Origin of the sequence: Brooklawnia sp., from assembly GCF_032229645.1 — a bacterium.
Lineage (GTDB): Bacteria > Actinomycetota > Actinomycetes > Propionibacteriales > Propionibacteriaceae > Brooklawnia.
The window spans coordinates 1-25,156 of record NZ_JAVTWX010000150.1; the positions used below are offsets into that span (position 1 = coordinate 1).

The window sequence follows — 25,156 nt, forward strand, 5'->3', positions numbered from 1 at the left end:
GACGATCGACTGCCGCCGGAGCAAAAACCGCCGGCCGCGGCTCCCGCCCGATGAGCGGTGAGTCGCGGCCGGCGGCCAGATTCGCGAGAAGGTCCTATTTCTTGCGCAAGGTGATTGCGCGCTGCAAGAGCACGAAGACCAGCAGGATGGCACCGGTGATGATGGTCGTCCATTCGGCCGGGATCGCCCCGTTGCGGGTGATCAGCACTGTCATCAGGCCGAGCACCAGGGCGCCGACGACCGAGCCGAGCACATATCCGAACGCGCCGGTCAGTAGGGTGCCGCCGATCACGGTTGCGGCGATCGCGTCCAGCTCCCAGCCGACGCCGGTGATGTTCTGCGCCTTGCCCAGCTCTGCGGTGTAGACCAGGCCCGCGATCCCGGCCAGCGTTCCGCTGATCGTATAGATGAACAGCTTGGTCCGCACCACCGGAAGGCCCATCAGCGACGCCGAGGTCTCCGAGCCGCCGATCGCGTAGATGGTGCGGCCCGTGCGGGTGCGATGCAGCGTCCACCAGCCTGCGGCAACGACGAGGATAGCGATCAGGACGCCCGGTGTGACGATCAGGTCATTGACCTTGGGGCCGTCGATGAGTTTGATGTCGGTCGAGATCAGCTTGATCGGCGAGTCGTCCGACAGTCGCTGGGGCTCGGTGCTGAGCATCGATGCCAGGCCGCGCGCCAAGAACATCGTGGCCAGTGTCGCGATGAACGGCTGCACGTTGAAGTACTGCACCAACACGCCCGAGAAGAGTCCGAAAAGCGTGCCGATCAGAATCATGATCACCATCGTGAGCCAGCCGTTGACCCCGGCATTGGTGAGCATCACGCCCGACAACGAGGAGAACGCGATCACCGCGCCGACCGACAGGTCGATGCCTCCGGTGAGAATCACGAAGGTCATGCCGACCGCGAGGATGATGATGTGGGCGTTGTTGATCAGCAGATTGGACATCGTGCCCCACTGCATCGCGCCCTTGGAGACGATGAGCCCGTACTCGGCCTGGCCGTAGATGAGCATTCCCACGAAGATCACCAGAGCGGCGTAGGTGGGCAGCAGCATGGCCTTGGCGTCCATCCAGCTCTTGATCTTCGAGCTGAGACCGGTGTTCTCCGGCTGCACTGCGATCGCACTCATGCTGCCACGCTCACTTTCGCTGATGCGCTCGGTACTGCCGTCTTGCGCACACGCCTCTTGAGGAGGTTGCGCACCCGCTCAGATTGCAGGAGGCACAAGATGATGATGACGACCGCCTTGAAGGCGGGGGTCGCCGATGAGGGAATGCCGAGGAAGGTGACGGTCTTGTCGAGCGTGGTGATCATCAGGGCGCCGACGACCGAACCGCCGATGTGGAATTTGCCGCCGGCCAACGAGGTGCCGCCCACCACGAGCGCGAGGATCGCGTCCATCTCGAGACCGTTGCCGGTTTGCGAGACGTCCACGGTCATCACCGAGGCAACCGACATCATGCCTGCGCACGCGGCGAGCATGCCGCTCAGCGTGTAGACGGTGACCTGCAGACCGCGTGGTTTGATGCCGGCCATCCGGGCCGCTTCGGCGTTCACGCCAACCGACTCGATCATCATGCCCAGTGCGGTCTTGCGGATCACCAGCGCCACCGCGAGCACGATGATCACAGCGATGAGGAAGACCACCGGAAAGCCGGCGATGCGGCCGTTGGCGATCCACGAGAATCCTTCGCTGGAGGCCTTCGTGTTGTTGCCGCCGGTGATGACCTTGGCGAGGCCTCGACCTGCCATCATCATCACCAGTGTCGTGATGAACGGCTGCAGGCCGACGTAGGCGACCAGGATGCCGGAGCACAGTCCGATGCCGGTTCCGACGAGCAGGGCCATACCGATGGCGCCGAGTACACCGCCCATCGAGTTCGGGACGTCGGTGCCGGCCAAGAATTGCATCGCCACCGCGCCGGAGGCGACCATCACCGAACCGACCGACAGGTCGATGCCGGCGGTGGCAACCACCAGGGTCATGCCGACCGCGATCAGCATGATCGGTGATGCCGCCCGCAGGATGTCGAGCAGGTTGCCCGACAGGTAGCCGGTGCTCGCGTTGTAGCTGATGGACAGGAATCTGGGATCCTTCAGCAGGTTGATGCCCAGCAGCACCACTATCGCCACGATGCCCCAGAAGAAGGGCTTGCGGGCCGACTCCTTCAGTCTGGTGGCCCAGGTCGTCTTCTCGTCGGTCATGCCACCGACTCCTTGTCGTTTGCGTCGGGAGGCTCAATCGGGGGAGAACCCGGCGTCTGGTAGTTGGCGATAATGTCGACGATGCTCGCCGCTGTGACATCGGGGCCGTTATGGATCTCGGCGATCTTCTGGTGGTCCTTGAGGACGATGATCCGGTCGGACAACCGCACGACCTCCTCAAGTTCGGAGGAGATGAAGACCACGCTCACACCGTCGTCGGCCAGCCGGACGACGTATTCCTGAATCTCCGCCTTTGCGCCGACGTCAATGCCGCGGGTCGGCTCGTCGAGGATCAGGACCTGCGGATCTGTGGCAAGCCAGCGTCCCAGCAGCACCTTCTGCTGGTTGCCTCCGGACAGATTCTTGATCGGACGCTCGGGGTCGGCCGGCCGCACACCCATCGCTGTGATGTACCGGCTGACAAGTTCGTCCTGCTGCTTGCGCGAGAGCGGGTGCATCCAGCCGCGCTTCGCCTGCACCGCCAGCACGATGTTCTCGCGAATAGACAGATCTGCGATGATGCCCTCATCGCGGCGGTTCTCGGTTGAGTAGGCGATGCGGTTGTCGAGCCCGATGGCCGGACTGGAAAGCGCGACCGGGTGGCCGTCCACCTCGATCTCGCCGGATTCGGCCTTGTCCGCGCCGTAGATCAGGCGGGCGAGCTCGGTGCGTCCGGAGCCCAGGAGACCCGCGATTCCCAGCACCTCGCCGCGATGCAGGTCGAGATCGGTGGCCTCGATCGAGCCGCGCCGTGCGATGCCTCGGGCGCTCAGCACCGGAGTCGCCTCATCGGCGTGCGGATTGAACTCGTGGCCCGAGCCCAGCGATTCGAGCGCGGAGAGGTCCTTGCCGATCATCTTCTCGATCAGCGAGCGCCGGTCGAGCTCGGCGGTGAGGTATTCGCCCACGTAGCGTCCGTTCCGGAGCACGGTCATTCGGTCGCTGATCGCGTAGACCTGATCGAGGAAGTGCGAGACGAAGAGAATGGACACGCCCTCATCGCGCAGGTTGCGAATGACCTTGAACAGGCCCTCGACCTCGTTGGCGTCGAGCGAGGACGTCGGCTCGTCGAGGATCAGGACCTTGGAGTCGGTGACCATCGCCCGGCTGATCGCGACGATCTGCTGTAGCGCGATGGAGATGGTCGATAGGGGGCGGGTGGGATCGAGGTAGTCGAGGCCCAGCTTGTGCAGCACCTCGGCGGCCCGTTCATAGGTGGCCTTCCAGTTGATGCCGAAGCGTCCATGTATTTCGTGACCCAGCATGACGTTTTCTCCGATGGAGAGGTTCGTGCAGAGGTTCACTTCCTGATACACCGTAGAGATGCCGGCCAGCTGAGCATCGGCGGGACCGCTGAAATGGCGCTCTTCGCCTTGGACGACGATGGATCCTGAGTTGATCTTGTAGACGCCGGTGAGCGCCTTGATGAGGGTGGATTTGCCGGCGCCGTTCTCGCCCATGAGGCTGTGCACCTCACCGGGGAAGAGCCGGAAATCCACACCGTCGAGTGCTTTGACACCCGGGAACTCAATCGAGATCCCGGTCATCTCGACGATCGGTGATGGTCCAGTCATGATGACTTTCCTAACCCCGCTTCCGGGATTGTCGGGCGGGTTGTGATGGAGGTACCGAGTGTGCCGGGCGGGCCCTGTCGGATCGGGCCCGCCCAGGCCCTTACTCAGTACTTGCGGTCAGGCAGAGCGGCCTTGGCGGCCTCAGGCGAATCGAAGGTGGTCGACTCGACCTGAATGTAAGAAGGCACCGACTCGCCGGCCAGGGTCTTCTGGACGACGTCCAGCGCGGTCTCGCCGAAGAGCGGGTTGTACTCGGCGACGAAGCTCAGCTGGCCTGCTGCGAGCGCCTCGAGAGCGCCCTTGGTGCCATCGATCGTCGCGATCTTCACATCGGTGCCGGGGGTCAGACCGGCCTCTTGCACTGCCTGCGCTGCGCCCAGGCCCATCTCGTCGTTCTGAGCGAAGATCAGCTGGATGTTGTTGTTATTGGCCTTGAGGACGGTCTCGGTGACGCTCTTGGCCTCTTCTGCCGACCAGTTCGCGGTCTGTGCGCCGACCTTGACGAACGACGGCTGCGAGCTCATGACCGAATCCCAGCCCTTGTTGCGCTCGTTGACGACCGAGACGCCGGCCGGACCCTCAAGGACGAAGTAGTTCGCGCCCGTCGGGAATGCGGAGACGGCCCATTCGGCCACCGACTTGGAAACGGCCGCGTTGTCGGGCGCGATTCGGGTGACGTACAGGCTGTTGTCGTCGGGCTCGATGCCACGGTCGAGCAGGATGACCGGAATCTCAGCCTCTTGAGCACGGGTCAGGGAGTCCTGCCATCCGGTGGCCTCGGTGGCCGAAAGCAGGATGACGTCTACGCCCTCGTCCACGAACGAGTCAAAGGCCTCGATCTGTGACGCCTGGTCCAGGTCCTTCGCAGGTGCGTACTTGAGATCGAATCCGGCATCGGTGGTGAAGGTGTCCTTGATGTTCTGCTCATTGGCGTTGCGCCAGTCGCCCTCGGGACCGACCGCGACGAAGCCTACGGTGGTGACATCATCGCCGGCCGAGCTGGCGTCGCTGCTACCGCCCCCGCAGGCGGCAAGGGTGAAGGCCATGGTGGCTGCAGCGAGGGTTGCGGCGCCCTTGCGCAGGATATTGCGAGAGATCATGCGATCTCCTCCTTGGGATCGGTCCAGCCGGCGGCTGGAGATTTGGGTTGGTGGATCGGGCGGTCTTCGGGTTTTGGGCGTAGCGAACGACAGCGTTGGCGCCGGAGCCGAAATCCGGGGCCACCTCCATCGCTGCAATCAGTCAGTAGTCGAGATTCCCGGTGGCGGTTGAGGCCACCGGGACGGTGCTCACAAGCCTTGTGCCACCCGGTAGTAGACGGCGCTCCAACGCAATTGGTCGGCGAACGTGCGTTGAGTGGTCTGCTCGTCGATGACGGCGAGTTCGACCCCCGCGATCGACGCGAAGTCGTGCCAGGCCTCTAGCGGTACCGCGGTGGTCATCACGGTGTGGTGAGCGGCGCCGGCGGCCAGCCAGCAGGACGCCGAGGTCGCCAGATCGGGCGCAGGGAGCCAGACGGCGCGCGCCACCGGCAAGTTGGGCAGCGGCTGATCGGGCTCGACGACCTCGACCACATTGGCCGTCAGCCGGAAGCGGTCGCGCAGATCGCTCAAAGCGACGACCAATCCCGGACGCGGAGTCGCATTGAAGACCAGCCGAACCGGATCCTCGCGACCACCGATACCCAGTGCATGGATCTCGAGCTTCGGCTTGTCGTCCGAGAGCGAGGGGCAGACCTCGAGCATGTGGGCGCCCAGGATCTTCTGTTCGCCCGGGACGAAGTTGTAGGAGTAGTCCTCCATCAGGCTGGCGCCGCCGGGTAGGCCGTAACCCATCACCTTGGCGATCCGCACCAAGATGGCGGTCTTCCAGTCGCCCTCGGCGCCGAATCCGTAGCCATCGGCCATCAGCCGTTGCACGGCGAGACCGGGTAGCTGCTTGAGCGCGCCGAGATCCTCGAAGGTGTCGGTGAAGGCGGTGGCGCCGATCGATTCCAGCAGGGTGCGCAGGGCAACCTCCTGGGCCGCGGCGTAGCGCAGCGACTCGTGGCGCTCGGCTCCGGGAAGCAGTTCGGGAACCACGTCGTAGCTCTCGACATACTCGGCGATCAGCTCGTCGATCTGGGCATCGGTGACCTCCGCGATGGCGTCCGCGAGGTCGTTGATGCCCCAGGTGTTCACCGAAGCGCCGAAGCGGATCTCGGCTTCGGTCTTGTCGCCCTCGGTAACCGCGACATAGCGCATGTTGTCGCCGAAACGCGCCAGCGCCAGGTGCTGGGCGGCATCCCAGCCGGCGGCCGCGCGGGCCCAGGTGCCGATGCGTCCGGTGACGTCGTGATGACCGGCATAGCCGGCCACGGTGGTGCGCGGGATGCCGAGGCGGGTCAGGATGTATCCGAACTCGCGGTCACCGTGCGCGGCCTGGTTGAGGTTCATGAAGTCCATGTCGATGGTGTCCCACGGCAGGGCCTCGTTGGCCTGGGTGTGCAGATGCAGCAGCGGCTTGCGTAGTGCCTCCAGCCCGCGGATCCACATTTTGGCCGGTGAGAAGGTGTGCATCCAGCAGATGACACCGATCACCGAGTCGTCGGATCCGGCGTCCAGCATGGCGCGCAGGATCGACTCCGAATCGGTGAGCACCGGGCGCCAGACGATCTCCAGCGGGATGTCTCCCGATTCGTTGAGTAGCGCGGCGACCTGCTTGGACTGCTCTGCGACCTGGGCGAGGGTTTCCTCGCCGTAGAGGCCCTGGCTGCCGGTGAGAAGCCAGATCTGTTTGCCTGAGAAGGGATTCTTCATCTGAAACACCTTTGTTCGTGGTGGCTGAGTTTTGTGCTGCGGGGCTCTCCCGTGTACCGCGAGAAACTAGCAGCGGGTGCTGAGACAGCTCAATCGGTGAGCGGGCTCAGTGCTGCCCGTAGACGTTGGTGTAGCGATCGTAGAGCCGGTCGATGAGGTCTTGGGGGATCGGCAGCGGCTCGCCGAGTTGCTTGGCCACGTGGACTGTGCGGGCGACCTCTTCGACCATCGCCGCAGCCTTGACCGCGGCTTCGGCGGATTTGCCGATGGTGAACGGTCCGTGGTTCTGCATCAGCACGGCCGGCGAACGCGAATCGCGCAGAGTCTCGACGATGCCTCGTCCGATCGAGTCGTCGCCGATGATCGCGAACGGGCCGACCGGCACCGGCCCACCGAATTCGTCGCCCATCATGGTCAGCACGCAGGGGATCTCTTCGCCGCGTGCGGCCCATGCGGTGGCATAGGTCGAATGCGTGTGGACGACGCCGAAGACCTCGGGCATGTGCCGGTAGACGTAGGCATGCGCCGCAGTATCGGACGAGGGCGAGTGCTCGCCGTCGATCAGGTTGCCGTCCAGGTCGCAGACCACGATCTCTTCGGGGGTCAGCTTGTCGTATCGGACGCCCGACGGCTTGATCACCATCAGATCGGCAGAGCGCAGGCGCTGGGAGACATTGCCGGCGGTCCACACCACCAGGTTCCAGCGGGTCAGCTCGGCATGCAGTGCGCACACCTGTTCGCGGGCCTCGGCGATTTCGGCTTGTACCTCTGCCGGGTAGTCCTGCAGAGAAGTCATCGTTCCTCCAGATTTGTCCGTTGTGAGTGTGATTCTGGTGCTGGGAGTTCAGCGCAGCGCGCCGATGGCGGCCTTTTCGATGGCGAGCCCGGCCTCGTATTCGGCCAGGTAGTTGCGGTAGCCGGCGACGTCGTCCTCGCTGGGCGCGATGGTCTCGGATGTCATGGTTGCGAAGACATCGTCGGCCAAGAAGTCCTGCAGGGTGCGGCCGGCGCCGTTGACCAGATAGGACGCCAGCACGGCCATGCCCCAGGCACCGCCCTCGCTCGCCGTGGTCGAGACGGTCACCGGTGTGCCGATGGACGCCGCCAGGAAGCGCTGCGCCACGCCGGCGGTGCGGAAGACGCCGCCGTGAGCATAGATCGCATCGAGTTCGACATTCTCGGCGGCAAGAGTGCGCATACCCAGGCTGAGTGCGGCAAACATCGCGTACACCTGTGAGCGCATGAAGTTGGCCAGCGTGAAGGCGCTGCCCGGCGTGCGGACGACCAGCGGACGCCCCTCGTCGAGACCGGTGACCGGTTCCCCTGCGAGCGTATTGAAGGCGAGCAGCCCGCCCGCGTCCGGCTCGCCCTCCAGCGCGGCGCCGAGCAGGGCCGCGAACACGTCATCCGCACCGGCCTTGCTGCCGAGCCGTCGGGCGAAGTCGGCGAAGAGGTCGGCCCAGGAGCCGAGTTCGCTGGCGCCGTTGTTGCAGTGCACCATGGCGACCTGATGGCCGGCCGGGGTGGTGACCAGGTCGATCTCGGTGTGTACGCCGGCCAGCGGACGCTCGAGGACCACCATCGCGAAGATCGAGGTGCCGACCGAGACATTTCCGGTGCGAGGGGCCACCGCGTTGGTGGCGACCATTCCGGTCCCGGCGTCGCCTTCGGGGGGGCACAGCGGGATGCCGGCTTCGAGGTGGCCACTGGGATCGAGGAGCTTCGCGCCTTCGGGTGTGAGCGAGCCGGCCTGCTGCCCGGCGTCCAGTGGCTGGGGGAAGACCTCCGCGATGCGCAGCTTCGAGCCGTGGCGCGCCAGGAGCCCGTCGACCTTCGCGGCACGTTCGGCATCCCACAGGTGGGTGGAGTCATCGATGGGGAACATGCCGGATGCGTCGCCGACGCCGAGCACCTTGCTTCCGGTGAGCTGCCAGTGCACGTAGCCGGCCAGTGTGGTGCAGAAATCCAGTTCGGGCAGGTGCGGCTCGTCATTGAGTACGGCCTGGTAGAGGTGAGCGATCGACCAGCGCAGCGGCACGTTGAAGCCGAGCAGGTCGGTGAGTTCGGTGGCGGCCGGGCCGGTCGAGGTGTTCCGCCAGGTGCGGAACTCGACGAGTTGGCGTCCGTGATCGTCGAATGCGAGGTAGCCGTGCATCATCGCCGAGATGCCGATGGCTGCGAAGCGGGTCGGCGTGGTGGCGTACTTGGCCTGAGCGTCGGCGCAGACAGCCGCGAACGCCTGTTGAATGCCTTGCCAGACCGCATCCAGCGAGTACGTCCAGGTCTGGTCGACGTATTGGTTCTCCCAGCTGGAGCCACCCGTGGCCAGCGGGATCTCGTCGTCGCCGACGATGACCGCCTTGATCCGGGTCGAGCCCAGCTCGATACCTAGCCGGGCGCCGCCGCTTGCCAGGGTGTGCCTCGCTGCCCCTGCAGTGTCTGTCATCGACATCGTCGTCCTTGAGTCCGTCTTACCGCGCTGAATGTTACCGTTAACAAGACGATAACCGAGAGGCTTGCGATGCGCAACATGAGAACGATAACATTTTGGTCATGACCGGTGTTGGTCATCGCGATCGGTCTCCGGAGGTCTCCCGTTGACGAGGGAGAATCCATGAACGTCACTGACCGAGGAGGTCTTCCATGGTGTCGGAGTATTCAAGGCAGCGTCCGATCAGCGGACAGCAGATCCACCTGGCCGCAGGAGACTACGAGGCCGACATCGCCACGGTGGGCGCCAGCCTGCGCACGTTGACCTACCGCGGCCGTGATCTTGTCGCCCCATTCGATGCCGAAGCTCTGCGCCCGGTCTACCGTGGCGCCGTTCTGGTGCCGTGGCCGAACCGGATCGCCGACGGCCGGTATATCTTCGACGGCGCGCAGCAGCAGATTGCCATCAACGAGCCCGAGCGGCGAACGGCGTTGCACGGGCTCGCCGTCTGGGCAGATTGGACGGTGGCGTCGGCCGATGCGGCTTCGGCTGTGTTGGAATACCGGATCCCCGCACAGGAGGCCTACCCGTTCGATGTGCTGGTGTCGGCGTCCTACCGGCTGGATGCCGGCGGCTTGCATTGGTCGGTGCGCGCGACCAATCTGGGCGATGCGCGTGCTCCCTACGGGCTGGGGTCCCATGCCTATCTGGTCGCGGGGCCGGGCCGGGTCGACGATTGGACGCTCACAGTTCCGGCCGACCAGGTGTTGGAGGTCACCGCAGACAGATTGTTGCCGGTGGGAACTCGCCTGGTCGATTCATTCGAAGGGGGCGTCCTGGACTTTCGCGGCGCACGGGCAATTGAGAAGACCTTCATCGATCACGCGTTCACCGGAGTCACCGCGGACGAGTCCGGGGTCGCGCGGGTGGAGGTGCGTAGCGCGAGCGGCGCCGGGGTGGCGATGGTCTGGGATCCGGTGGCGCTGCCATGGGTACAGGTACACACGGCCGATCGCCCGGAACCGGAGCTCGACCGCAGCGGGCTCGCCGTCGAGCCGATGACCTGTCCGCCCGATGCATTCAACAGCGGCGAGGATTTGATCGTCCTCGAGCCCGGGGCCAGCCACGAGGCGTCATGGCAGATCCATGCCCTAGCCCGGGACGACGAGTGAGCGCGAAACAGCCGACGCAGCGCGCCAGTGCTGGTCGCCCCCCGAGCCTGAGGGACGTCGCCGAGCGGGCCCAGGTCTCGCACCAGACCGTCTCACGGGTGGTCAATGACTTTCCCGGCGTGCGGTCCGCAACCCGGGAGCGAGTGCTGGCTGCGATCGACGATCTCGGCTATCGCCGCAATAATGCGGCCCGGACGCTGGTCACCCAACGGTCGGGACTGATCGGCGTGATCGCCGTGGGCTCCTTCCTCTTCGGGCCGACGAGCACCCTGGCCGCCATCGAAGAGGCCGCTCGCAAGCATGGTTACATGCCGCTGTTGGCGACCCTGCGCGAGAACTCGAAGGACGAACTGATCGGAGCCGTCGACGCGGCGCTGGACCACGATGTCGAGGCGTTGGTGGTCATCGCTTCGCGCGAGTCGATGGTCCGTAGCACGGCCGACCTGCAGCTGAGCGTTCCGCTGATCGTGGTCGGTCCGAGCCCGGCCGATGTCGATGGCCTCGCGACCCTGAGCGTCGATCAGCGGGCGGGGGCGAGGGCTGCGATCGATCATCTGGCCGCTCTCGGCCATCGCCGGGTGGTGCTGCTGGCCGGCCCTCATGACTGGGTGGACGCCCAGCAGCGCCTGACCTCGGCACAGCGCCGCTGTGAGCACCACGGCATCTCCTGCCAAGTGGTCTTCGGGGATTGGAGCGCGGCCAGTGGCTTTCAGGCCGGCCAGGAGCTGCTCGCCCGGTGGGCGTCCGATCTGGGAACCCCGCTGCCGACCGCGGTCTTCGCGGCCAACGACCATATGGCGCTCGGCCTGCTGGCGTCCTTGAACGCGGCCGACGTCGCGGTGCCGGGCGATATCTCGGTGGTGGGATTCGACGACATCGCCGGAGCCGACTATTTCAGCCCGGCCCTGACGACCGTGCGCCAGGACTTCACCTCGCTCGGTCATCAGGTGCTGCTGGCCACGCTGTCGGCACTCGCCGGTGAGCCCATGGATCTGAACCCGGTACCGGCCGAGCTGTGCGTCCGGGCGTCGACGGCGCCGCCGCGTTGGTGATGGGCCGGTAGCCGCCCGGGCTTGCGTCCATACCCCTAGGGGGTACCATATTGGACATGAGCACGGACGAATGCAGCCTGCACGGGCATCACCACGGCTATTTGGACGACAAGGACGCCTACCTCTCGCGGCTGCGCCGCATTGAGGGACAGGTGCGCGGCATCGCCCGGATGGTCGAGGACGAGAAGTACTGCATCGACATCCTCACCCAGATCTCGGCCGCCACCAGCGCACTGCAATCGGTGGCACTCGGCCTGCTCGACGGTCACCTGAACTCCTGCGTTCTCGACGCCGCCAAACAGGGCGACGAGGCCGCCAAAGAGAAACTCGATGAGGCCAGCAAGGCGATCGCCCGGCTCGTCCGCTCCTGAAACACCACTGCGCAATCGGCGCGACCACATAACCCGAGAGGAAACCCTTTTATGATCACGAACTACGTCGTCACCGGAATGACCTGCGGGCACTGCGTCAACCACGTCACCGAAGAGGTCTCGGCCATTCCCGGCGTTACCGAGGTGAAGGTGGAACAGGCCGGGCCCATGCAGGTGGCCAGTGCGGCCGCCATCGACTTCGCGAAGATCGAAGAGGCCGTCTCGGAGGCCGGCGACTACAAGGTGGCGCTGGCCTGATGACGGCGGGGACCACAGGCGACATCCATCCCACCGGCCTGAGACGGCCGGCGAGTCAGATCATCGAACTCGACGTGCAGGGTATGACCTGTGCGTCGTGTGCGGCGCGGATCGAGAAGAAGCTGGGCAAGCTTGACGGAGTGCAGGCGAGCGTCAACTACGCCACCGAGAAGGCCCATGTGGTGGCTCCCGCCGAGCTGAGCGCCGATGATCTGATCGCCACCGTGCAGGCCGCCGGGTACGGCGCTGCGCTGCCGGTCCCCGAGGAGCAGCCGCGAGATCGGGCGGCGGAGATCAAACGCCGCTTGATCGTGGCGGCAACGCTCGCGGTGCCGGTCATCGCCATGGCCATGATCCCGCCGCTGCAGTTCCCGGGCTGGCAATGGGTCAGCCTCGTGCTCGCCACCCCGGTGGTCACCTGGGCGGCCTGGGGTTTCCACCGCTCGGCCCTGGTCAACCTGCGGCACGGCGCGGCCACCATGGACACCCTGATCAGCCTCGGCACCAGCGCCGCCTATCTGTGGTCGCTGGTCGCGTTGATCTTCGGTAGCGCCGGTATGATCGGCATGACCCACCACTGGACGTTCAGCCTCTCGCATGACCATCAGTTGAGTTCGGTCTACTTCGAGGCCGCTGTCGGCATCATCACATTCATCCTTGCCGGACGCTATATTGAGGCGCGTTCCAGGCAGGACGCCAGCTCTGCGCTGCGTGCCCTGGCCGAGGTCGGCGCCAAGTCCGTCACGGTGTTGCGGGACGGCGCAGAGGTCACCGTCCCGATCGAGAAACTCATGGTGGACGACGAGTTCGTCGTTCGTCCGGGGGAGAAGATCGCCACCGACGGCGTGGTGGTCGCCGGAGACTCTGCGGTCGACAACTCGGTCATCACCGGGGAGTCACTGCCGGTCGATGTCGGCTCCGGCAGCACCGTGGTGGGTGCCTCCGTCAACACCACCGGACGACTGGTCGTCCGCGCGACAGCGGTCGGCTCCGACACTCAACTGTCGCAGATTGCCCATCTGGTCGAACTGGCTCAGACCGGCAAGTCTCGCTCCCAGGCGCTGGCCGACAAGATCTCCGGGGTCTTCGTGCCGATCGTCATCTCGCTGGCGCTGATCACTCTGGCCGTCTGGTTGTTGATGGGGGAGTCGGCGACCTTCGCGGTGACCGCGGCGGTCTCGGTGCTGATCATCAGCTGCCCGTGCGCGCTCGGTCTGGCAACCCCGACCGCACTGCTGGCCGGATCGCTGCGCGGCTCACAGCTGGGCATCCTGATCCGGGGGCCCGAAGCCCTCGAGGAGGCGCACCGCATCAAGGTCATCGCGCTCGACAAGACCGGCACCATCACCGCTGGTCAGATGAGCCTGACCGGGGTCGTACCCGCCGAGGGCGTCAGCGCGGACGAGGTGCTCAGGCTCGCCGCGAGCCTGGAAGCCGCGTCCGAACACCCGATCGCCCGGGCCATCGTGAAGGCATATCAGGGTACCGCCGCGAGTCTGGAGGGATTCCGCAATCTTCCCGGCCGCGGTGTTCAGGCGGCGGTCGATGGCCGCTCCGCTGCGGCAGGAAACCCCGCGTTGATGAACCAGCTCGGTTTGAGCGTGCCCGAGCAGCTCAGTCAGGCCGCCTCCGAGGCCGCCGCGCGCGGTGCCAGCACAGTGCTGGTCGCCCATGGCGGTAGGGTCATCGGACTTGTGGCGGTGGCCGACACGATCGAACCGAGTGCTTCCGACGCCGTCAGGGCCCTGCATGAGTTGGGGCTGCGCACTGTCATGGTGACCGGCGACAACCAGGCGGCTGCCGAATACGTCGCCAAGCAGGTCGGCATCGATGCGGTGCGCGCCGAGGTGTTGCCGGGTGACAAGTTCGACGTCGTCGCCGAGTTGCAGGACGGCGGCCAGACTCCGGTCGCCATGATCGGTGACGGTGTCAACGACGCGGCCGCGCTGACCCAGGCTGATCTGGGTATTGCCATGGGCTCGGGCACGGACGCGGCGATGGCAGCGTCCGACCTGACGCTGATGCGTCACGATCTGATGCTCGCCGCCGACGCGATCAAGCTCTCGCGCCGAACCTTGAACACCATCCGGGGCAACCTGTTCTGGGCGTTCATCTACAACGTCTGCGCGATCCCGATCGCGGCGCTCGGCTACCTGAACCCGATGTTCGCCGGCGCGGCGATGGCGTTCAGTTCGGTGTTTGTGGTGACGAACAGCCTGCGGTTGCGCACCTGGAAGCCCAAGCACTGATCTGCTGCTGAGACGGAAGGTGCCATAGCAGTATGACTGATATGGCTACTACTAAGGTTCCCCACGCCATCCACCAAACTGTCTCACCACCAGGATGGCAAAAAGCGCGCCTGGATAGCGGCTGACGAAAATCGCGTTGGCTGCGGAATGTTCGGTAGCCAACGCAACTGTCGGTAGCCGCTATGATCCCCGACGATCCGATGTGTCCATAAACGCTTAGCGCGAGTAGACCTTCTTGGCCCGCTCCAGCCCCGAAACATAACCAGAACGCGCGTAATCCGCGGCATTCGCGTCGGCCGGCACCGCGAGCATGCCGCGTGCCTGCCCGAGGGTCAGCTGACGACGGTTCAACCACGAGGTCACGCCGTCGACAAGTTGGCCCGCATACGACGCGCCGTTGCGTACCAGCGCGGATGTCGTCATCACCACGTCGGCGCCGGCCAGCAGGTACTTCACGACATCCTGGGTGGTTTCCACCCCGGTGGTCGCGGCCAGCGAGGCATGGACACGGCCGTACAGTGCCGAGATCCAACTGCGCGGCAGTTTCGCCTCGTCCGGATTCGACAACTCGAAGCCCGAGACGACCTTGAGCTGATCGAGATCGATGTCGGGCTGCAGGAAGCGATTGAAGAGCACCAGCGCGTCCGCACCCGCAGCATCCAGCCGACCAGCCATCTCGCCGAAGCTGGAGAAGTACGGGCTCAGCTTCACCGCAACCGGGACGCTGACCTTCGACTTCACATCGGCGACGATATCGGTGTACCGCTCGTCGACGTCTCGTCCGGTGGTCGCCAGGTCGCCCGGCAGGTAGTAGATGTTCAACTCGATGCCGGCAGCTCCGGCGTCGGCCATCTGCCGCGCCGTATTCGACCAGTCGCCCTTCGTCGAGCCGTTGAGGCTGGCGATCAGCGGCAGGTCGATCACCGGTGCTGCCTGCTCGATCAGCCGCAGGTAGCTGTGTGTCAGTCCCGATTCGTTGCTCGGTTCGGTGGGGAAGTAGCTCAGCGCCTCCGCGAAGCTCTCGGACGCCTGATCGAGCAGTTGCGCCTCGCGTGCCGCCTCGTGCCGGATCTGCTCCTCGAACAGCGAGTACATCACGATGGCTCCGACGCCGCCGGAGGCGAGCGCCTTGATGCCATCCAGGCTCTGGCTCAGCGGGCCGGCCGATGCCACCAAGGGATTGCGCAACGACAAGCCCATATAGCTCGTTCGTAGATCGCTAGTCGACTCCGATGCGGGCCTGTCGTTCTCAAGGATCAGTGCCGAGGCGGGAGCGAGCTGGTCAGTGGCATTGCTGCCCATCGCCGACTTCTGGCGGGCGGATTCCGCTGCGGCCTGCAGGGCCTCGGGATCGAACTCAACCATCTCACGCCTCCTTGTCTGACGAAACAGCGGTCTTCGCGCGGGCGTCGGCGCTGAACATCTCGGCCGGGCGCTCCGCCATCTGCTCGTATTCCGCGTAGCGCCGCAGCACATGCTGCTGACCGATCTCGAGGAGCCGTTCGGCTTCTTCGGGATCCGAACGGGTCAGCATCTTGAAGCGCAGCTCACCGGCACGGTAGTCCTTCAGCGTGATCCGCGGACGAGGCGAGTCGAGCAGGAACGGGTTCTTGCCCTCGTCGCGCAGCACCGGGTTGAACCGCATCAGCGGCCAGTGCCCGCAGGCAACGGCCTTGTACTGCTGCTCGAGGCCCTTGCGCATGTCGATGCCGTGGCTGATGCAGTGGCTGTAGGCGATGATCAGGCTCGGGCCGTCGTAGGCCTCAGCCTCGCGGAATGCCTTCAGCGTCTGCTGGGGATCGGCGCCCAGCGCCACCCTGGCCACGTAGACGTGACCATAGGCGACCGCCTGCATCGCGAGATCTTTCTTGTTGGTCGTCTTGCCGCTGGTCGCGAACTTGGCGACCGCACCCAGCGGAGTTGACTTGGATGCCTGGCCGCCGGTGTTCGAGTAGACCTCGGTATCCATTACCAAGACGTTCACGTTGCGTCCGGACGCCAGCACATGGTCGAGACCACCCGAACCGATGTCATAGGCCCAGCCGTCGCCACCAATGATCCACACCGAGCGGCGCATGAGATGATCGGCGACCGAGCGCAGATCATCGACCAGCGGCCCCGAGAGCTGATCGAGCTTGGCGTAGAGATCCTGCATCCGGCGGTACTGGATCCGCAGCTCGTGCATGCTCTCCTGCGGCCCGGTCAACAGGCCGTCGACCAGGGCGTCATCGTCGATATCTGCGCGCAACTGCTCCAAGCGGCGCTTGGCCAGTGAGTTGTGCAGATCGGCGGCCAACCGCATGCCCAGACCGAATTCGGCGTTGTCCTCGAAGAGCGAGTTCGACCAGGCCGGTCCGCGCCCCTCGTCGTTCTTGGCCCACGGTGTGGTTGGCAGGTTGCCGCCGTAGATGGACGAGCAGCCTGTGGCGTTGGCGATCTGCAGGCGGTCGCCGAAGAGCTGGGTGAGCAGCTTCAGGTACGGCGTCTCACCGCAACCCGAGCAGGCACCCGAGAACTCGAAGAGCGGAGTCAAGAACTGCACGCCGCGCACCGACGAGTAATTGACCCGGCTGCGGCGCGGCCGCGGGATCTGCTCGAAGAACTCCACGTTCTGGCGCTGCTTGCTGCGCTCCAGTACCGGAGCCAGGTTGATGGCCTTGCGCTGCGGCTGACCGATCGGCGAGACCGGGCAGGCCTCGACGCACAGACCGCAACCGGTGCAGTCCTCGGCGTAGACCTGCAAGGTGTAGCGCGCATCAGGCAGACCAGCCGCGTCCAGCGGAGCCGACTCGAAACCCTGCGGCGCCCCGGCAAGAGCGGACGTCGGGTAGTGCTTGGCGCGCAGCACCGCATGCGGGCAGACGAACGAACAGTTGCCGCACTGGATGCAGGCCTCGGGATCCCAGACCGCGATGATGTCGGAGATGTTCCGCTTCTCGTATTTGGTGGTGCCGCTGGGGAACGAGCCATCGACCGGCAGCTTGCTGACCGGCAACGAATCGCCCTTGTCGATCAGCATGGTCGCGGTCACGTCCTGCACGAAGTCGGGAGCCGACGCCGGCACCGGAGCCAGGTAACCATGATCGCTGGTGACCTCGCTCGGTACCTCGATCTTGTGAAGATGGGCGACTGACTCGTCCACCGCCACATGGTTCTTGCGGACGATCTCCATCGACTTGCGCGAGTAGGTCTTGGTGATCGACTGCTTGATGCGTTCGATCGCCACATCGGAGGGCAGCACGCCGGAGATCGCGAAGTAGCAGGTCTGCAAGACGGTGTTCGTGCGTCCGCCCAGACCGGCGGTGCGCGCCACCTCGTTGGCGTTGATCGCATAGAGCAGGATGTCGTAGTCGATGATCTTGCGCTGCATCGGAGCAGGCAGATGATCCCAGACCTGATCGGCCTCGAAGGGAGAATTGATCAGCAGGGTGGTGCCGCCGGAACGCTCGCCGTCCTCGCTGTAGATGGCCTTGCGAGCGAACTCGAGCACATCGATGCGTTCCAGGATCGACCAGTGGTGGCAGCCGATGAACGATGCCTTGTTCACCAGATAGGGCGCCTTGATCGGGTCGGGTCCGAAACGCAGATGGCTGGTGGTGCGCGAACCGGACTTCTTCGAGTCGTAGACGAAGTAGCCCTGGGCAAAGGTGTCGGGGTCGGAGCCGAGGATCTTGATGGTGTTCTTGTTGGCGCCGACGGTGCCGTCCGAGCCCATACCGTAGAAGACCGCGCGCTTGGTGAGCGGATCTTCCAGGTCGATGTGGGGATCGAAGTCGAGCGACAGCCGAGTCACGTCGTCGTTGATGCCGACGGTGAACCGCGGTCGCGGCTTGTCCTTGGCGAGCTCGTCGAACACGGCAGCGGCCATCGCCGGGGTGAAGTCCTTGCTCGACAGACCGTAGCGGCCGCCGATGATGCGCGGCAGCGTGGGCCGGTCGCCCATGCTGACGGCCTCGGCCAGCGCGGCGGTGATGTCGAGGAAGAGCGGCTCGCCGTTCGAGCCGGGCTCCTTGGTGCGGTCGAGCACCGCGATCTTCTGCACCGTCTCGGGAATGGCCGCGAGCACCTGCTCGGTCGGGAACGGACGATAGAGCCGCATGATCAGCACGCCGGTCTTCTGACCGGACGCATTCAGGTAGCTGACGGCCTGCTGGACGACCTCCGCACCCGAGCCCATCACGATAGCGATGCGATCGGCATCCGGAGCGCCGACATAGTCGACAACGTGGTATTGACGGCCGGTGAGCGTGGCGAAGTCGTCCATCGCTTGCTGCACGATTCCGGGTGTCGCAAGGTAGAACGGGTTCGACGACTCGCGTCCCTGGAAGTAGACGTCGGGGTTCTGTGCGGTACCGCGGATGAACGGATGCTCGGGGCTGAGCGCCCGGCGTCGATGGTCGCGAACCAGTTCGTCGGGGATCATTGCCCGCAGCTGGTCATCGCTGAGCATCAGGCAGGTGTTGAGCTCATGGCTGGTGCGGAAACCGTCGAAGAAATGCATGAACGGCACCCGCGAATGCAGCGTGGCGTTCTGTGCGATCAGGGCATTGTCGTGGCATTCCTGCACAGAGCTGGAGGCCAGCATCGCCCAGCCGGTCTGCCGGGCCGCCATCACATCCTGGTGATCGCCGAAGATCGACAGGCCTTGAGCGGCCAGCGACCGCGCGGCGACGTGCATGACCGTGCTGGTCAGTTCGCCGGCGATCTTGAACATGTTCGGGATCATCAGCAGCAGGCCCTGCGACGCGGTGAACGTGGTCGACAAGGCACCGGCCTGCAGCGCGCCGTGCATCGCGCCGGCCGCGCCACCCTCTGACTGCATCTCGATGACCGAGGGGATCTGACCCCAGATATTCGGACGATCGAAGGCCGCCCACTCGTCGGCCAGTTCGGCCATCGGCGAGCTCGGGGTGATCGGATAGATGGAACAGAGCTCATTGACCCGGAAGGCGACATCGGCCGCCGCAGTGTTGCCGTCGACGATCGAGCGGACCTCGGTGGGCTCGGCCTCGGGCTCATCGCGATCGAGGTTGGCGATCGGGTCTTCGGCACCCAGCATGTTCGGGTGGGGCGCGGGAATCTTCGCGTCAGCTGCAGTAGTGGTAGTCATCACTTCTCCGCAATCATTTCGATAGCGTGCGCGGGGCACTGGTCGTAGCAGGTCGCGCAACCGGTGCATTTCTCGTAGTCAAAGCGGTACCGGTGGCCCTTACCAAGCTTGATGACAGCGTCTTCGGGACAGGCGCCGAGACAGCCGTCGCATTCGAAGCAGTTGCCGCAACTCAGGCAGCGGCGCGCCTCGAAGTTCGCTTCGTCCTCGGTGAGGCCCTTCACGACCTCGCCGAAATCGCTGACCCGCTCGTCGGGAGACAGCTCGGACTGGATGCTGCGTGGGTGGTCGCCGAAATACCACAGGTGCAGATCGTCGAAGCCGACGACTGGATGCTTGATGGTCGGCACTATGCGGCGGCGGTTCAGCCAGGCGTCGATCATCTTGGCGGCCTTCTTGCCATGACCGGTGCCAACCGTGACGGTGCGTTCGGAGGGAACTGCATCGCCGCCGGCGAAGATGCCGGGCACGTCGGTCATCAGCGTGGTCGGGTCGACTTGGACGACGTCACTATCGAAACGCAGGCCGGGGATGTTACGCAGAAAGCCGGTGTCGGCGATCTGGCCGACGGCCATGATCACGGTGTCGGCGGGCAGCTTCTCGAACTTGCCGGTGCCGTGCGGCTTGCCCCACTCGTCGAGTTCCATGATCTCGACCTCAATGTCGTCGGCGACCTCGTTGATGGTGCGCAGCCAATGCACCTTCACGCCCTCTTGCTCGGCTTCGGCGAGTTCGTCGGCATGCGCGGGCATCTGCTCTTGGCTTCGGCGGTAGATGATGACGGCCTCTTCGGCGCCCATCCGGCGCGCCGTGCGGGCGGCATCCATTGCGGTATTGCCGCCGCCGTAGACGGCCACTCGGCGTCCGATCTTCGGCTTCTCCCCGGACGCGACATCGCGCAGGAAGTCGACGGCATCGACCATCTTGCCGGCGTCCATGCTGGGGATCTCGACCCGTCGCGACAGATGCGCGCCGATCGCCACGAAGACCGCGTCGAAGCCGCCTTCGCGCTGCTCCTCAAGGAGGTCCTTGACAGGGTGGTTGAGAACGATCTTGATTCCGAGGTCCTCGATCCGCTTGATTTCGGCGTCGACGACGTCGCGAGGCAGTCGGTATTCGGGAATGCCGTAGCGCATCATGCCGCCGGGCAGCTCGCCCGCGTCGTGGATCTCGACATCATGGCCCACGCGGGCCAGATGGTAGGCGGCCGACAGGCCCGAGGGGCCGGCGCCGATGACCAGCACCCGGTAACCGGTGTTGTTGTGCGGCTTGTTGAAGCGCCAACCATTCTCGATCGCCAGGTCGCCGAGATAACGCTCGACGGAGTGGATCGAGACCGAGGAGTCCAGATCGCGGCGGTTGCAGGCCACCTCACACGGGTGATAGCAGACGCGGCCATGAATGGCAGGGAACGGGTTGTCCCGGGTCAACTGCCGCCATGCCGCCTCGGCCTGGCCTTCCTTGATCAGCCGGAGCCACTCCTGAATGTTCTCGCCGGCCGGGCACGCGTTGTTGCACGGCGGCAGCAGGTCGACATAGACGGGCCTGCGAGTGCGCACCGGCCCGACACGGCCGGCACCCTCGGCCAAATCAGGTAGCTGAGTGATATCGAGTTGGCCGTCGGTAGCCGTCATTGCAAGAACCCCTGCCCTCGTCGATCGGAGGCACGCGATCAACCAGGCGGAAAGTGATTTGCTCGTCCCGTACAAGTTGCGACCGCGCACCTGTCACGAATGCGTCTTCAAGTTCACTTTACTAGGAGCCAAACGCCTATCCTGCTAAGGGTAGCCTATGTCCAGGCTGGCTAGTTGAGCGATTTTGGAACGGATTTCGTGACGTATTTGTCGCCGGGGCCGAAGATTTGTCAGGACGTTAAGTCTGACCGGCTTGAGCTATCGGCCGCGGGCCTCCAACGCTGCCTCGAGGCGCTCCACCTTGCCGGTCAGTTCTCCGCTGAAGCCCGGACGAATGTCGGCCTTGAGTACCAGCGAGACCCGTGGCGCGAATTCACCGACTGCATCGCAGGCCTGCTTGATGACCGACATGCACTCGTCCCAGCTGCCTTCGATGGTGGTGAACATGGAATCGGTCTGGTTCGGCAGGCCGGACGCGCGGATGACTGCTACGGCTGCGGCGACCGCGTCATGCACGGCGCCGTCCTCGCCGGAGGTGGACGGAGTGATCGAGAAAGCTACCAGCATGCCTCCAGCCTAGGCCCAAGGGCCGCACGCATAAGCTGGCCGGGTGCCTGAAGGTCATGTCATTCACCGTCTCAGTGCCGGGCTCAATTCGCGATTCGAGGGGAAGGCGGTGCAGGTGGCCAGTCCGCAGGGCCGGTTCGCTGCCGCCGCCGATCTGTTGAATGCCACCGAACTGGTTGGGGCTGAGGCCGTCGGCAAGCATCTGTTGATCGACTTCGAAGGCGGACGAACGGTCTGGATCCATCTCGGGCTGATCGGCAAACTCTGGTTCGTTCCGGTCGAATCGGTGCTGCCCAATCCGCAGACGCTGCGGCTGCGGGTGGCGGCGAACGGATGCGCGGCTGATCTGCGCGGTCCACAGTGGTGCCGCCTGATCGATCCGGCCGAACGGTCTGGGGTCATCGCGTCATCGGGTCCCGATCCGTTGCGCGCCGATGCCGATCCACAGCGCGCCTGGCGCAAGGTGCACGCCAGCGCGCGTCCGATCGGGGTGCTGCTGATGGATCAAAGGGTCTTCGCGGGGGTGGGGAACATCTTCCGGGCCGAAGTGCTCTTCCGGCACGGCATCGACCCGCAGTTGCCCGCCAAGGTGCTGCCGCGGTCGATATTCGACTCGATCTGGGCAGACCTGGTGGGCCTGATGAACTATGCGATGGCCGCCGGACGCATTGACACGGTCGGGGAGCAGCACACCCCGGAGGCGATGGGCCGCCCGCCCCGGGTGGACGCGCATGGGGGCGAGGTCTACGTCTACCGCAGACTGGGCGAGCCGTGCTTGGTCTGCGGAACTCCGGTGCTAGGCGCGGCGCTCGCCGGCCGGAACCTGTATTGGTGTCCGGCCTGCCAGCCTGCCGGGTCGTCCGGCCACGTGATGGAGCTATGAGCTGTCCGGTGCCTGGATGCGGGTGGTGCCTCGGGCTGTGACGGCATATTGGTAGCCGAGCCTGGTGGTCCAGATGAAGACACCGGGACTGGGCTGTTCGAGGTGGAAGTCGCTGTGGGTCTTCGCCCGGTGGGCCTTGCGAGATAGCGGCCCCAAATTGTCGGGGCGGGTTTGGCCGCAGGGTGCGTTGGCTCCAGTTCGGAACGCAATGGTGTGGTCGATGTCGCAGTGTTTGGACGACACGATGCCGTAGGGGAAGACGTCGACCGGGTTGCGTTGCTCGATGACGAACCGCATCTTGTCAGGGGTTTGATAGGCGTCAGACGGCTGGATCGTTGTCGGGTCGACGATGGGTCGGACGATGACTTTCGAGTCCTTCAGGAATGCGGGCAATTGCTCGGCCAGGAGGGGTCCCCAGTCATCGACTCGTGCGACTCCGGTCGGCGGGCATGCCCCAGACACCTGATCGAGCGCAGGGTCAGCGGCGTTGATATGGACGACGAGCGTGTGCACGGGCATGGTTGAACTCTGTGCCGTGCGTGGGCATGCGGGCGGTTCGGAGGTGCGATCGCAACCCTTGCTGGGATGCGCGTCGGGCAACTGGGGTTGTTGGCAGGGCTGGTTCTGGAAATGCCGGCACAAGATACCCAACGCTTGGGCCCGACGCAGGTCGATGTCTCGTCCGATCTCGGGATCAGGGTTGGCAGGCAAGACGCCCGCGATCTTGCGCAAGACGAAGTCGAACATGAGCCCATCTTCTGGATTCACCACGCCATAGATCGACACATGCCCGTCATCGATCGGCGAGATCTTGACGAACCGGGTCTGCCGCTTCGCTTCCGCACGCCTGCGGGCCAGATCCTGGTCGGCGGAAATGATGTACTCCTCGAGCTCTTTCATCGCCTGGGAGATCGACTTCAACGCGACGGCATCGGCCACCTTCTGGTCCACGATCAGGCAAGCATCCAACGGCAGACACGCGCATCGTTGACACACTTTCCGGGCCCGCCACACCCGTACCTGGCCTGCGATGACGCGTTGGAAGAGCCGGGGATGCCGGTGGCGAAGGTCGAGCGCGAACCCGATCTGTGATAGCGCCAGTGAGGCCGGGATACCCAGCAGAGGACCGAGCTCCAACGCGAGGAACTCGCCGACCCTCGGGGTTCCGTCATGGCCCGGGGTGATCAACCGTTCCATGCCCTCCAGCACGGCCTCGGAATCGACCTCCCACAAATCGGCCATATGCAAGATCGCGATCAGTTCCGCTACCTCGAACGCCATCACCTGCCGATGCGCGAAATCTAACGCAGCCGCAGCCTCCGCGGCACCCGCCGGTCTGACCAGCAGATCCGCACCACAAATCGGATCATCAAGGCAGCCAGCCGGCGCTGTCGTCGGGCTCTCCGTCCGATCGACACCCGGCAAGATCTGCGGCCGGTGGCTCGTTGTCGTCTCCATGAAACAACTCTAATCGAACGCACTGACAAAAACGGGCGATTCGGGAGCAGAATCGAAAAAAGATTCGAGGCGATCGCTGGGTCTGCTCTTGCGTCACACGACGGATAGCGCCGCTCGCATTTCGGACGCATTGAGCCAGTGCCCGAAGACCGGGCCCTCGGGTTCCAGGAGCTTGGCTCGGTCGAAGGGCACCGGCACCGGATCGAAACCGATGTCGTTCACGAACTGACAGGCAACCTCACGAGCAGCCGCATCGTCGGAGGCCACGGCGATCGCGCGTCTGGGGGAGGCCCCGGCGGACCGCGCGTCCGACGTGAAATCGTGATAGCTGAGGTGATTGAGCGACTTGACCAGACGCACCTGCGGACTGTGGCTGGCCAGCAGGCCGCTTGTCGAGCCCGGCCAGGCGTCCAATTCGGGCATCGGACCGTCCACCCCGGGCCAATGGTTGGTGGGATCGACCACCACCTTGCCACTGAGCGCCGAAAGGTCGGCCCCGGACGCGATCCCGAAGGGTATCGCGAGAACCACGATGTCGGCGGTGTCGATGAGTTCGGGCAACTCAGCGAACCGCGTGTTGGAATCTGTGGCAAGCACAGCTGCGTTTACGTTCTCGATAGGAGCGACGTCGTAGAACAGGACCTGCCATCCGGAGTCGGCAGCGAGTCGCCCGATGGCGCTGCCGACCTTGCCGGCACCGATGATTCCCACGATCTTGTTCATGATGCCGATAACGCTAGCGCAGGCCCAACCGTTCCAGAATAGTTGATCGCTCAGCTATCAGCGCAGGCTGCCCGGAGCGGCAGACCAAGGCTGCTCTGGACAAGCGTTGTGAACAGGTCGTCCAGCAGCGCCTGCGCGGTCTCGCGGTCGAGATGTTCGGTCGGCTCGTCCAAGATCACCAGCCCATAAGGACGTGAAGAGGCGCTGGAGTTGTTGTGGCGTGGACACTTCGTGCTGCTCTTCTTGGTTCACGGAGTCGTGCTGATACGAGACCGACAGGTTTCCGTGCGCGTCCAGACGGAGAGTTGCGGTCATTTTTGGCGAGGATACTGCGACGAAGCGCCACGGTTCTTCATCGGCACTGTTCTCAGAAATCGTCAGTTCGCCGGCCCATTCGAGGTCTCCGCGATAGGTCGACAACCAGGCGTCTATCTCGTCGATCGGATCGAACGCTCCCAGACGGGCCTCTGGTGGGAACACAGCTGCGATGGTGGCGAACTCTTGGTCATCGACCTCCAGCCAGGCATAGGCATCGCAGGTCACTGTTCCGAGGATGACTGAACCGTCGTGGCGCAGGAAATGCAGATCGGCTGGCATCAGCGGGCCGACCCAGTCCCAGAAGCTGTAGCTGTGGTGGTTGAGGACAGCTACGACGGCAGGAA

At 64.8% G+C, this 25,156-nt stretch carries 20 protein-coding genes; 6 read left to right on the top strand and 14 right to left on the bottom strand.

The features are described 5' to 3' along the window. Positions 1–94: 94 nt before the first annotated feature. From AAFP05_RS12510 to AAFP05_RS12540, 7 genes are all read right to left on the bottom strand, one after another. The gene (locus AAFP05_RS12510; protein ID WP_341730206.1) at positions 95–1,138 is read right to left on the bottom strand and encodes a sugar ABC transporter permease; all 1,044 of its coding nucleotides are present in this window, start codon (positions 1,136–1,138) and stop codon (positions 95–97) included. Then, positions 1,135–2,214, bottom strand: coding sequence for an ABC transporter permease (locus AAFP05_RS12515; RefSeq protein WP_341730207.1), 1,080 nt, complete (start codon positions 2,212–2,214; stop codon positions 1,135–1,137). Before AAFP05_RS12515 ends, AAFP05_RS12510 begins: the two co-directional genes overlap by 4 nt. Then, entirely contained in the window at positions 2,211–3,788 is a 1,578-nt protein-coding gene (locus tag AAFP05_RS12520) for a sugar ABC transporter ATP-binding protein (protein WP_341730208.1), read from the bottom strand. The genes AAFP05_RS12515 and AAFP05_RS12520 overlap by 4 nt, the downstream gene beginning before the upstream one ends. A gap of 104 nt (positions 3,789–3,892) precedes the next feature. After that, positions 3,893–4,888, bottom strand: coding sequence for an ABC transporter substrate-binding protein (locus AAFP05_RS12525; RefSeq protein WP_341730209.1), 996 nt, complete (start codon positions 4,886–4,888; stop codon positions 3,893–3,895). A 189-nt stretch (positions 4,889–5,077) separates the two neighbouring features. Further along, complete coding sequence (gene araA, locus AAFP05_RS12530; RefSeq protein ID WP_341730210.1) at positions 5,078–6,586, bottom strand: L-arabinose isomerase; 1,509 nt, start codon at positions 6,584–6,586, stop codon at positions 5,078–5,080. Positions 6,587–6,692: 106 nt separating this feature from the next. Then, positions 6,693–7,382 (bottom strand): L-ribulose-5-phosphate 4-epimerase, encoded by a 690-nt coding sequence (locus tag AAFP05_RS12535; protein ID WP_341730211.1) that lies wholly within the window; start codon positions 7,380–7,382, stop codon positions 6,693–6,695. Between the two features lie 48 nt (positions 7,383–7,430). Continuing rightward, on the bottom strand, positions 7,431–9,032 hold the full coding sequence (locus tag AAFP05_RS12540; RefSeq protein WP_341730212.1) for an FGGY-family carbohydrate kinase: 1,602 nt from the start codon (positions 9,030–9,032) through the stop codon (positions 7,431–7,433). A gap of 197 nt (positions 9,033–9,229) precedes the next feature. On the opposite strand from AAFP05_RS12540, the gene AAFP05_RS12545 reads away from it, so the two are divergent. From AAFP05_RS12545 to AAFP05_RS12565, 5 genes are read left to right on the top strand one after another with little or no spacing between them, the layout of a single operon-like run. After that, complete coding sequence (locus AAFP05_RS12545) at positions 9,230–10,189, top strand: aldose-1-epimerase (RefSeq protein ID WP_341730213.1); 960 nt, start codon at positions 9,230–9,232, stop codon at positions 10,187–10,189. After that, a complete protein-coding gene (locus AAFP05_RS12550) occupies positions 10,186–11,241 on the top strand; it encodes a LacI family DNA-binding transcriptional regulator (protein WP_341730214.1) in 1,056 nt (351 codons plus the stop codon). Before AAFP05_RS12545 ends, AAFP05_RS12550 begins: the two co-directional genes overlap by 4 nt. A 56-nt stretch (positions 11,242–11,297) precedes the next feature. Next, positions 11,298–11,612: a metal-sensitive transcriptional regulator gene (locus tag AAFP05_RS12555; RefSeq protein WP_341730215.1), complete on the top strand. Its 315-nt coding sequence runs from the start codon at positions 11,298–11,300 to the stop codon at positions 11,610–11,612. Between the two features lie 51 nt (positions 11,613–11,663). After that, positions 11,664–11,870, top strand: a complete 207-nt coding sequence (locus AAFP05_RS12560; protein WP_341730216.1) for a heavy-metal-associated domain-containing protein — start codon at positions 11,664–11,666, stop codon at positions 11,868–11,870. Further along, positions 11,870–14,119 (top strand): heavy metal translocating P-type ATPase, encoded by a 2,250-nt coding sequence (locus AAFP05_RS12565; protein WP_341730217.1) that lies wholly within the window; start codon positions 11,870–11,872, stop codon positions 14,117–14,119. Before AAFP05_RS12560 ends, AAFP05_RS12565 begins: the two co-directional genes overlap by 1 nt. Positions 14,120–14,335: 216 nt before the next feature. On the opposite strand, the gene AAFP05_RS12570 is transcribed toward AAFP05_RS12565, so the two are convergent. The 4 genes from AAFP05_RS12570 to AAFP05_RS12585 all read right to left on the bottom strand — a co-directional run bounded on the left by AAFP05_RS12570 (position 14,336) and on the right by AAFP05_RS12585 (position 21,430). Next, a complete protein-coding gene (locus AAFP05_RS12570; RefSeq protein ID WP_341730218.1) occupies positions 14,336–15,484 on the bottom strand; it encodes a dihydroorotate dehydrogenase-like protein in 1,149 nt (382 codons plus the stop codon). A 1-nt stretch (position 15,485) separates the two neighbouring features. Continuing rightward, positions 15,486–19,178: a pyruvate:ferredoxin (flavodoxin) oxidoreductase gene (gene nifJ, locus AAFP05_RS12575; RefSeq protein ID WP_341730225.1), complete on the bottom strand. Its 3,693-nt coding sequence runs from the start codon at positions 19,176–19,178 to the stop codon at positions 15,486–15,488. A gap of 50 nt (positions 19,179–19,228) precedes the next feature. Beyond that, positions 19,229–20,863, bottom strand: a complete 1,635-nt coding sequence (locus AAFP05_RS12580) for an NAD(P)-binding protein (protein WP_341730219.1) — start codon at positions 20,861–20,863, stop codon at positions 19,229–19,231. 258 nt (positions 20,864–21,121) lie between these two features. Then, positions 21,122–21,430, bottom strand: coding sequence for a thiamine-binding protein (locus AAFP05_RS12585; protein WP_341730220.1), 309 nt, complete (start codon positions 21,428–21,430; stop codon positions 21,122–21,124). A 43-nt stretch (positions 21,431–21,473) separates the two neighbouring features. Between AAFP05_RS12585 and AAFP05_RS12590 the strand changes: the two genes are divergently transcribed. Next, positions 21,474–22,313, top strand: coding sequence for a DNA-formamidopyrimidine glycosylase family protein (locus AAFP05_RS12590; protein WP_341730221.1), 840 nt, complete (start codon positions 21,474–21,476; stop codon positions 22,311–22,313). On the opposite strand, the gene AAFP05_RS12595 is transcribed toward AAFP05_RS12590, so the two are convergent. The 3 genes from AAFP05_RS12595 to AAFP05_RS12605 all read right to left on the bottom strand — a co-directional run. Then, positions 22,308–23,771, bottom strand: a complete 1,464-nt coding sequence (locus AAFP05_RS12595) for a DUF222 domain-containing protein (RefSeq protein WP_341730222.1) — start codon at positions 23,769–23,771, stop codon at positions 22,308–22,310. The two genes, AAFP05_RS12590 and AAFP05_RS12595, sit on opposite strands and share 6 nt — an antisense overlap. 93 nt (positions 23,772–23,864) lie before the next feature. Continuing rightward, complete coding sequence (locus AAFP05_RS12600; RefSeq protein ID WP_341730223.1) at positions 23,865–24,494, bottom strand: NAD(P)-binding domain-containing protein; 630 nt, start codon at positions 24,492–24,494, stop codon at positions 23,865–23,867. A gap of 57 nt (positions 24,495–24,551) precedes the next feature. Next, a partial coding sequence (locus tag AAFP05_RS12605; protein WP_341730224.1) for a hypothetical protein occupies positions 24,552–25,156 on the bottom strand: 605 nt, incomplete at its 5' end.

Excerpts from the sequence above, each read along its gene's own strand:
- AAFP05_RS12510 (WP_341730206.1), bottom strand. The coding sequence starts at position 1,138 with ATGAGTGCGATCGCAGTGCAGCCGGAGAACACCGGTCTCAGCTCGAAG.
- AAFP05_RS12515 (WP_341730207.1), bottom strand. The coding sequence starts at position 2,214 with ATGACCGACGAGAAGACGACCTGGGCCACCAGACTGAAGGAGTCGGCC.
- AAFP05_RS12520 (WP_341730208.1), bottom strand. The coding sequence starts at position 3,788 with ATGACTGGACCATCACCGATCGTCGAGATGACCGGGATCTCGATTGAG.
- AAFP05_RS12525 (WP_341730209.1), bottom strand. The coding sequence starts at position 4,888 with ATGATCTCTCGCAATATCCTGCGCAAGGGCGCCGCAACCCTCGCTGCA.
- araA (WP_341730210.1), bottom strand. The coding sequence starts at position 6,586 with ATGAAGAATCCCTTCTCAGGCAAACAGATCTGGCTTCTCACCGGCAGC.
- AAFP05_RS12535 (WP_341730211.1), bottom strand. The coding sequence starts at position 7,382 with ATGACTTCTCTGCAGGACTACCCGGCAGAGGTACAAGCCGAAATCGCC.
- AAFP05_RS12540 (WP_341730212.1), bottom strand. The coding sequence starts at position 9,032 with ATGACAGACACTGCAGGGGCAGCGAGGCACACCCTGGCAAGCGGCGGC.
- AAFP05_RS12545 (WP_341730213.1), top strand. The coding sequence starts at position 9,230 with ATGGTGTCGGAGTATTCAAGGCAGCGTCCGATCAGCGGACAGCAGATC.
- AAFP05_RS12555 (WP_341730215.1), top strand. The coding sequence starts at position 11,298 with ATGAGCACGGACGAATGCAGCCTGCACGGGCATCACCACGGCTATTTG.
- AAFP05_RS12560 (WP_341730216.1), top strand. The coding sequence starts at position 11,664 with ATGATCACGAACTACGTCGTCACCGGAATGACCTGCGGGCACTGCGTC.
- AAFP05_RS12565 (WP_341730217.1), top strand. The coding sequence starts at position 11,870 with ATGACGGCGGGGACCACAGGCGACATCCATCCCACCGGCCTGAGACGG.
- AAFP05_RS12570 (WP_341730218.1), bottom strand. The coding sequence starts at position 15,484 with ATGGTTGAGTTCGATCCCGAGGCCCTGCAGGCCGCAGCGGAATCCGCC.
- nifJ (WP_341730225.1), bottom strand. The coding sequence starts at position 19,178 with ATGCTGGGTGCCGAAGACCCGATCGCCAACCTCGATCGCGATGAGCCC.
- AAFP05_RS12580 (WP_341730219.1), bottom strand. The coding sequence starts at position 20,863 with ATGACGGCTACCGACGGCCAACTCGATATCACTCAGCTACCTGATTTG.
- AAFP05_RS12585 (WP_341730220.1), bottom strand. The coding sequence starts at position 21,430 with ATGCTGGTAGCTTTCTCGATCACTCCGTCCACCTCCGGCGAGGACGGC.
- AAFP05_RS12595 (WP_341730222.1), bottom strand. The coding sequence starts at position 23,771 with ATGGAGACGACAACGAGCCACCGGCCGCAGATCTTGCCGGGTGTCGAT.
- AAFP05_RS12600 (WP_341730223.1), bottom strand. The coding sequence starts at position 24,494 with ATGAACAAGATCGTGGGAATCATCGGTGCCGGCAAGGTCGGCAGCGCC.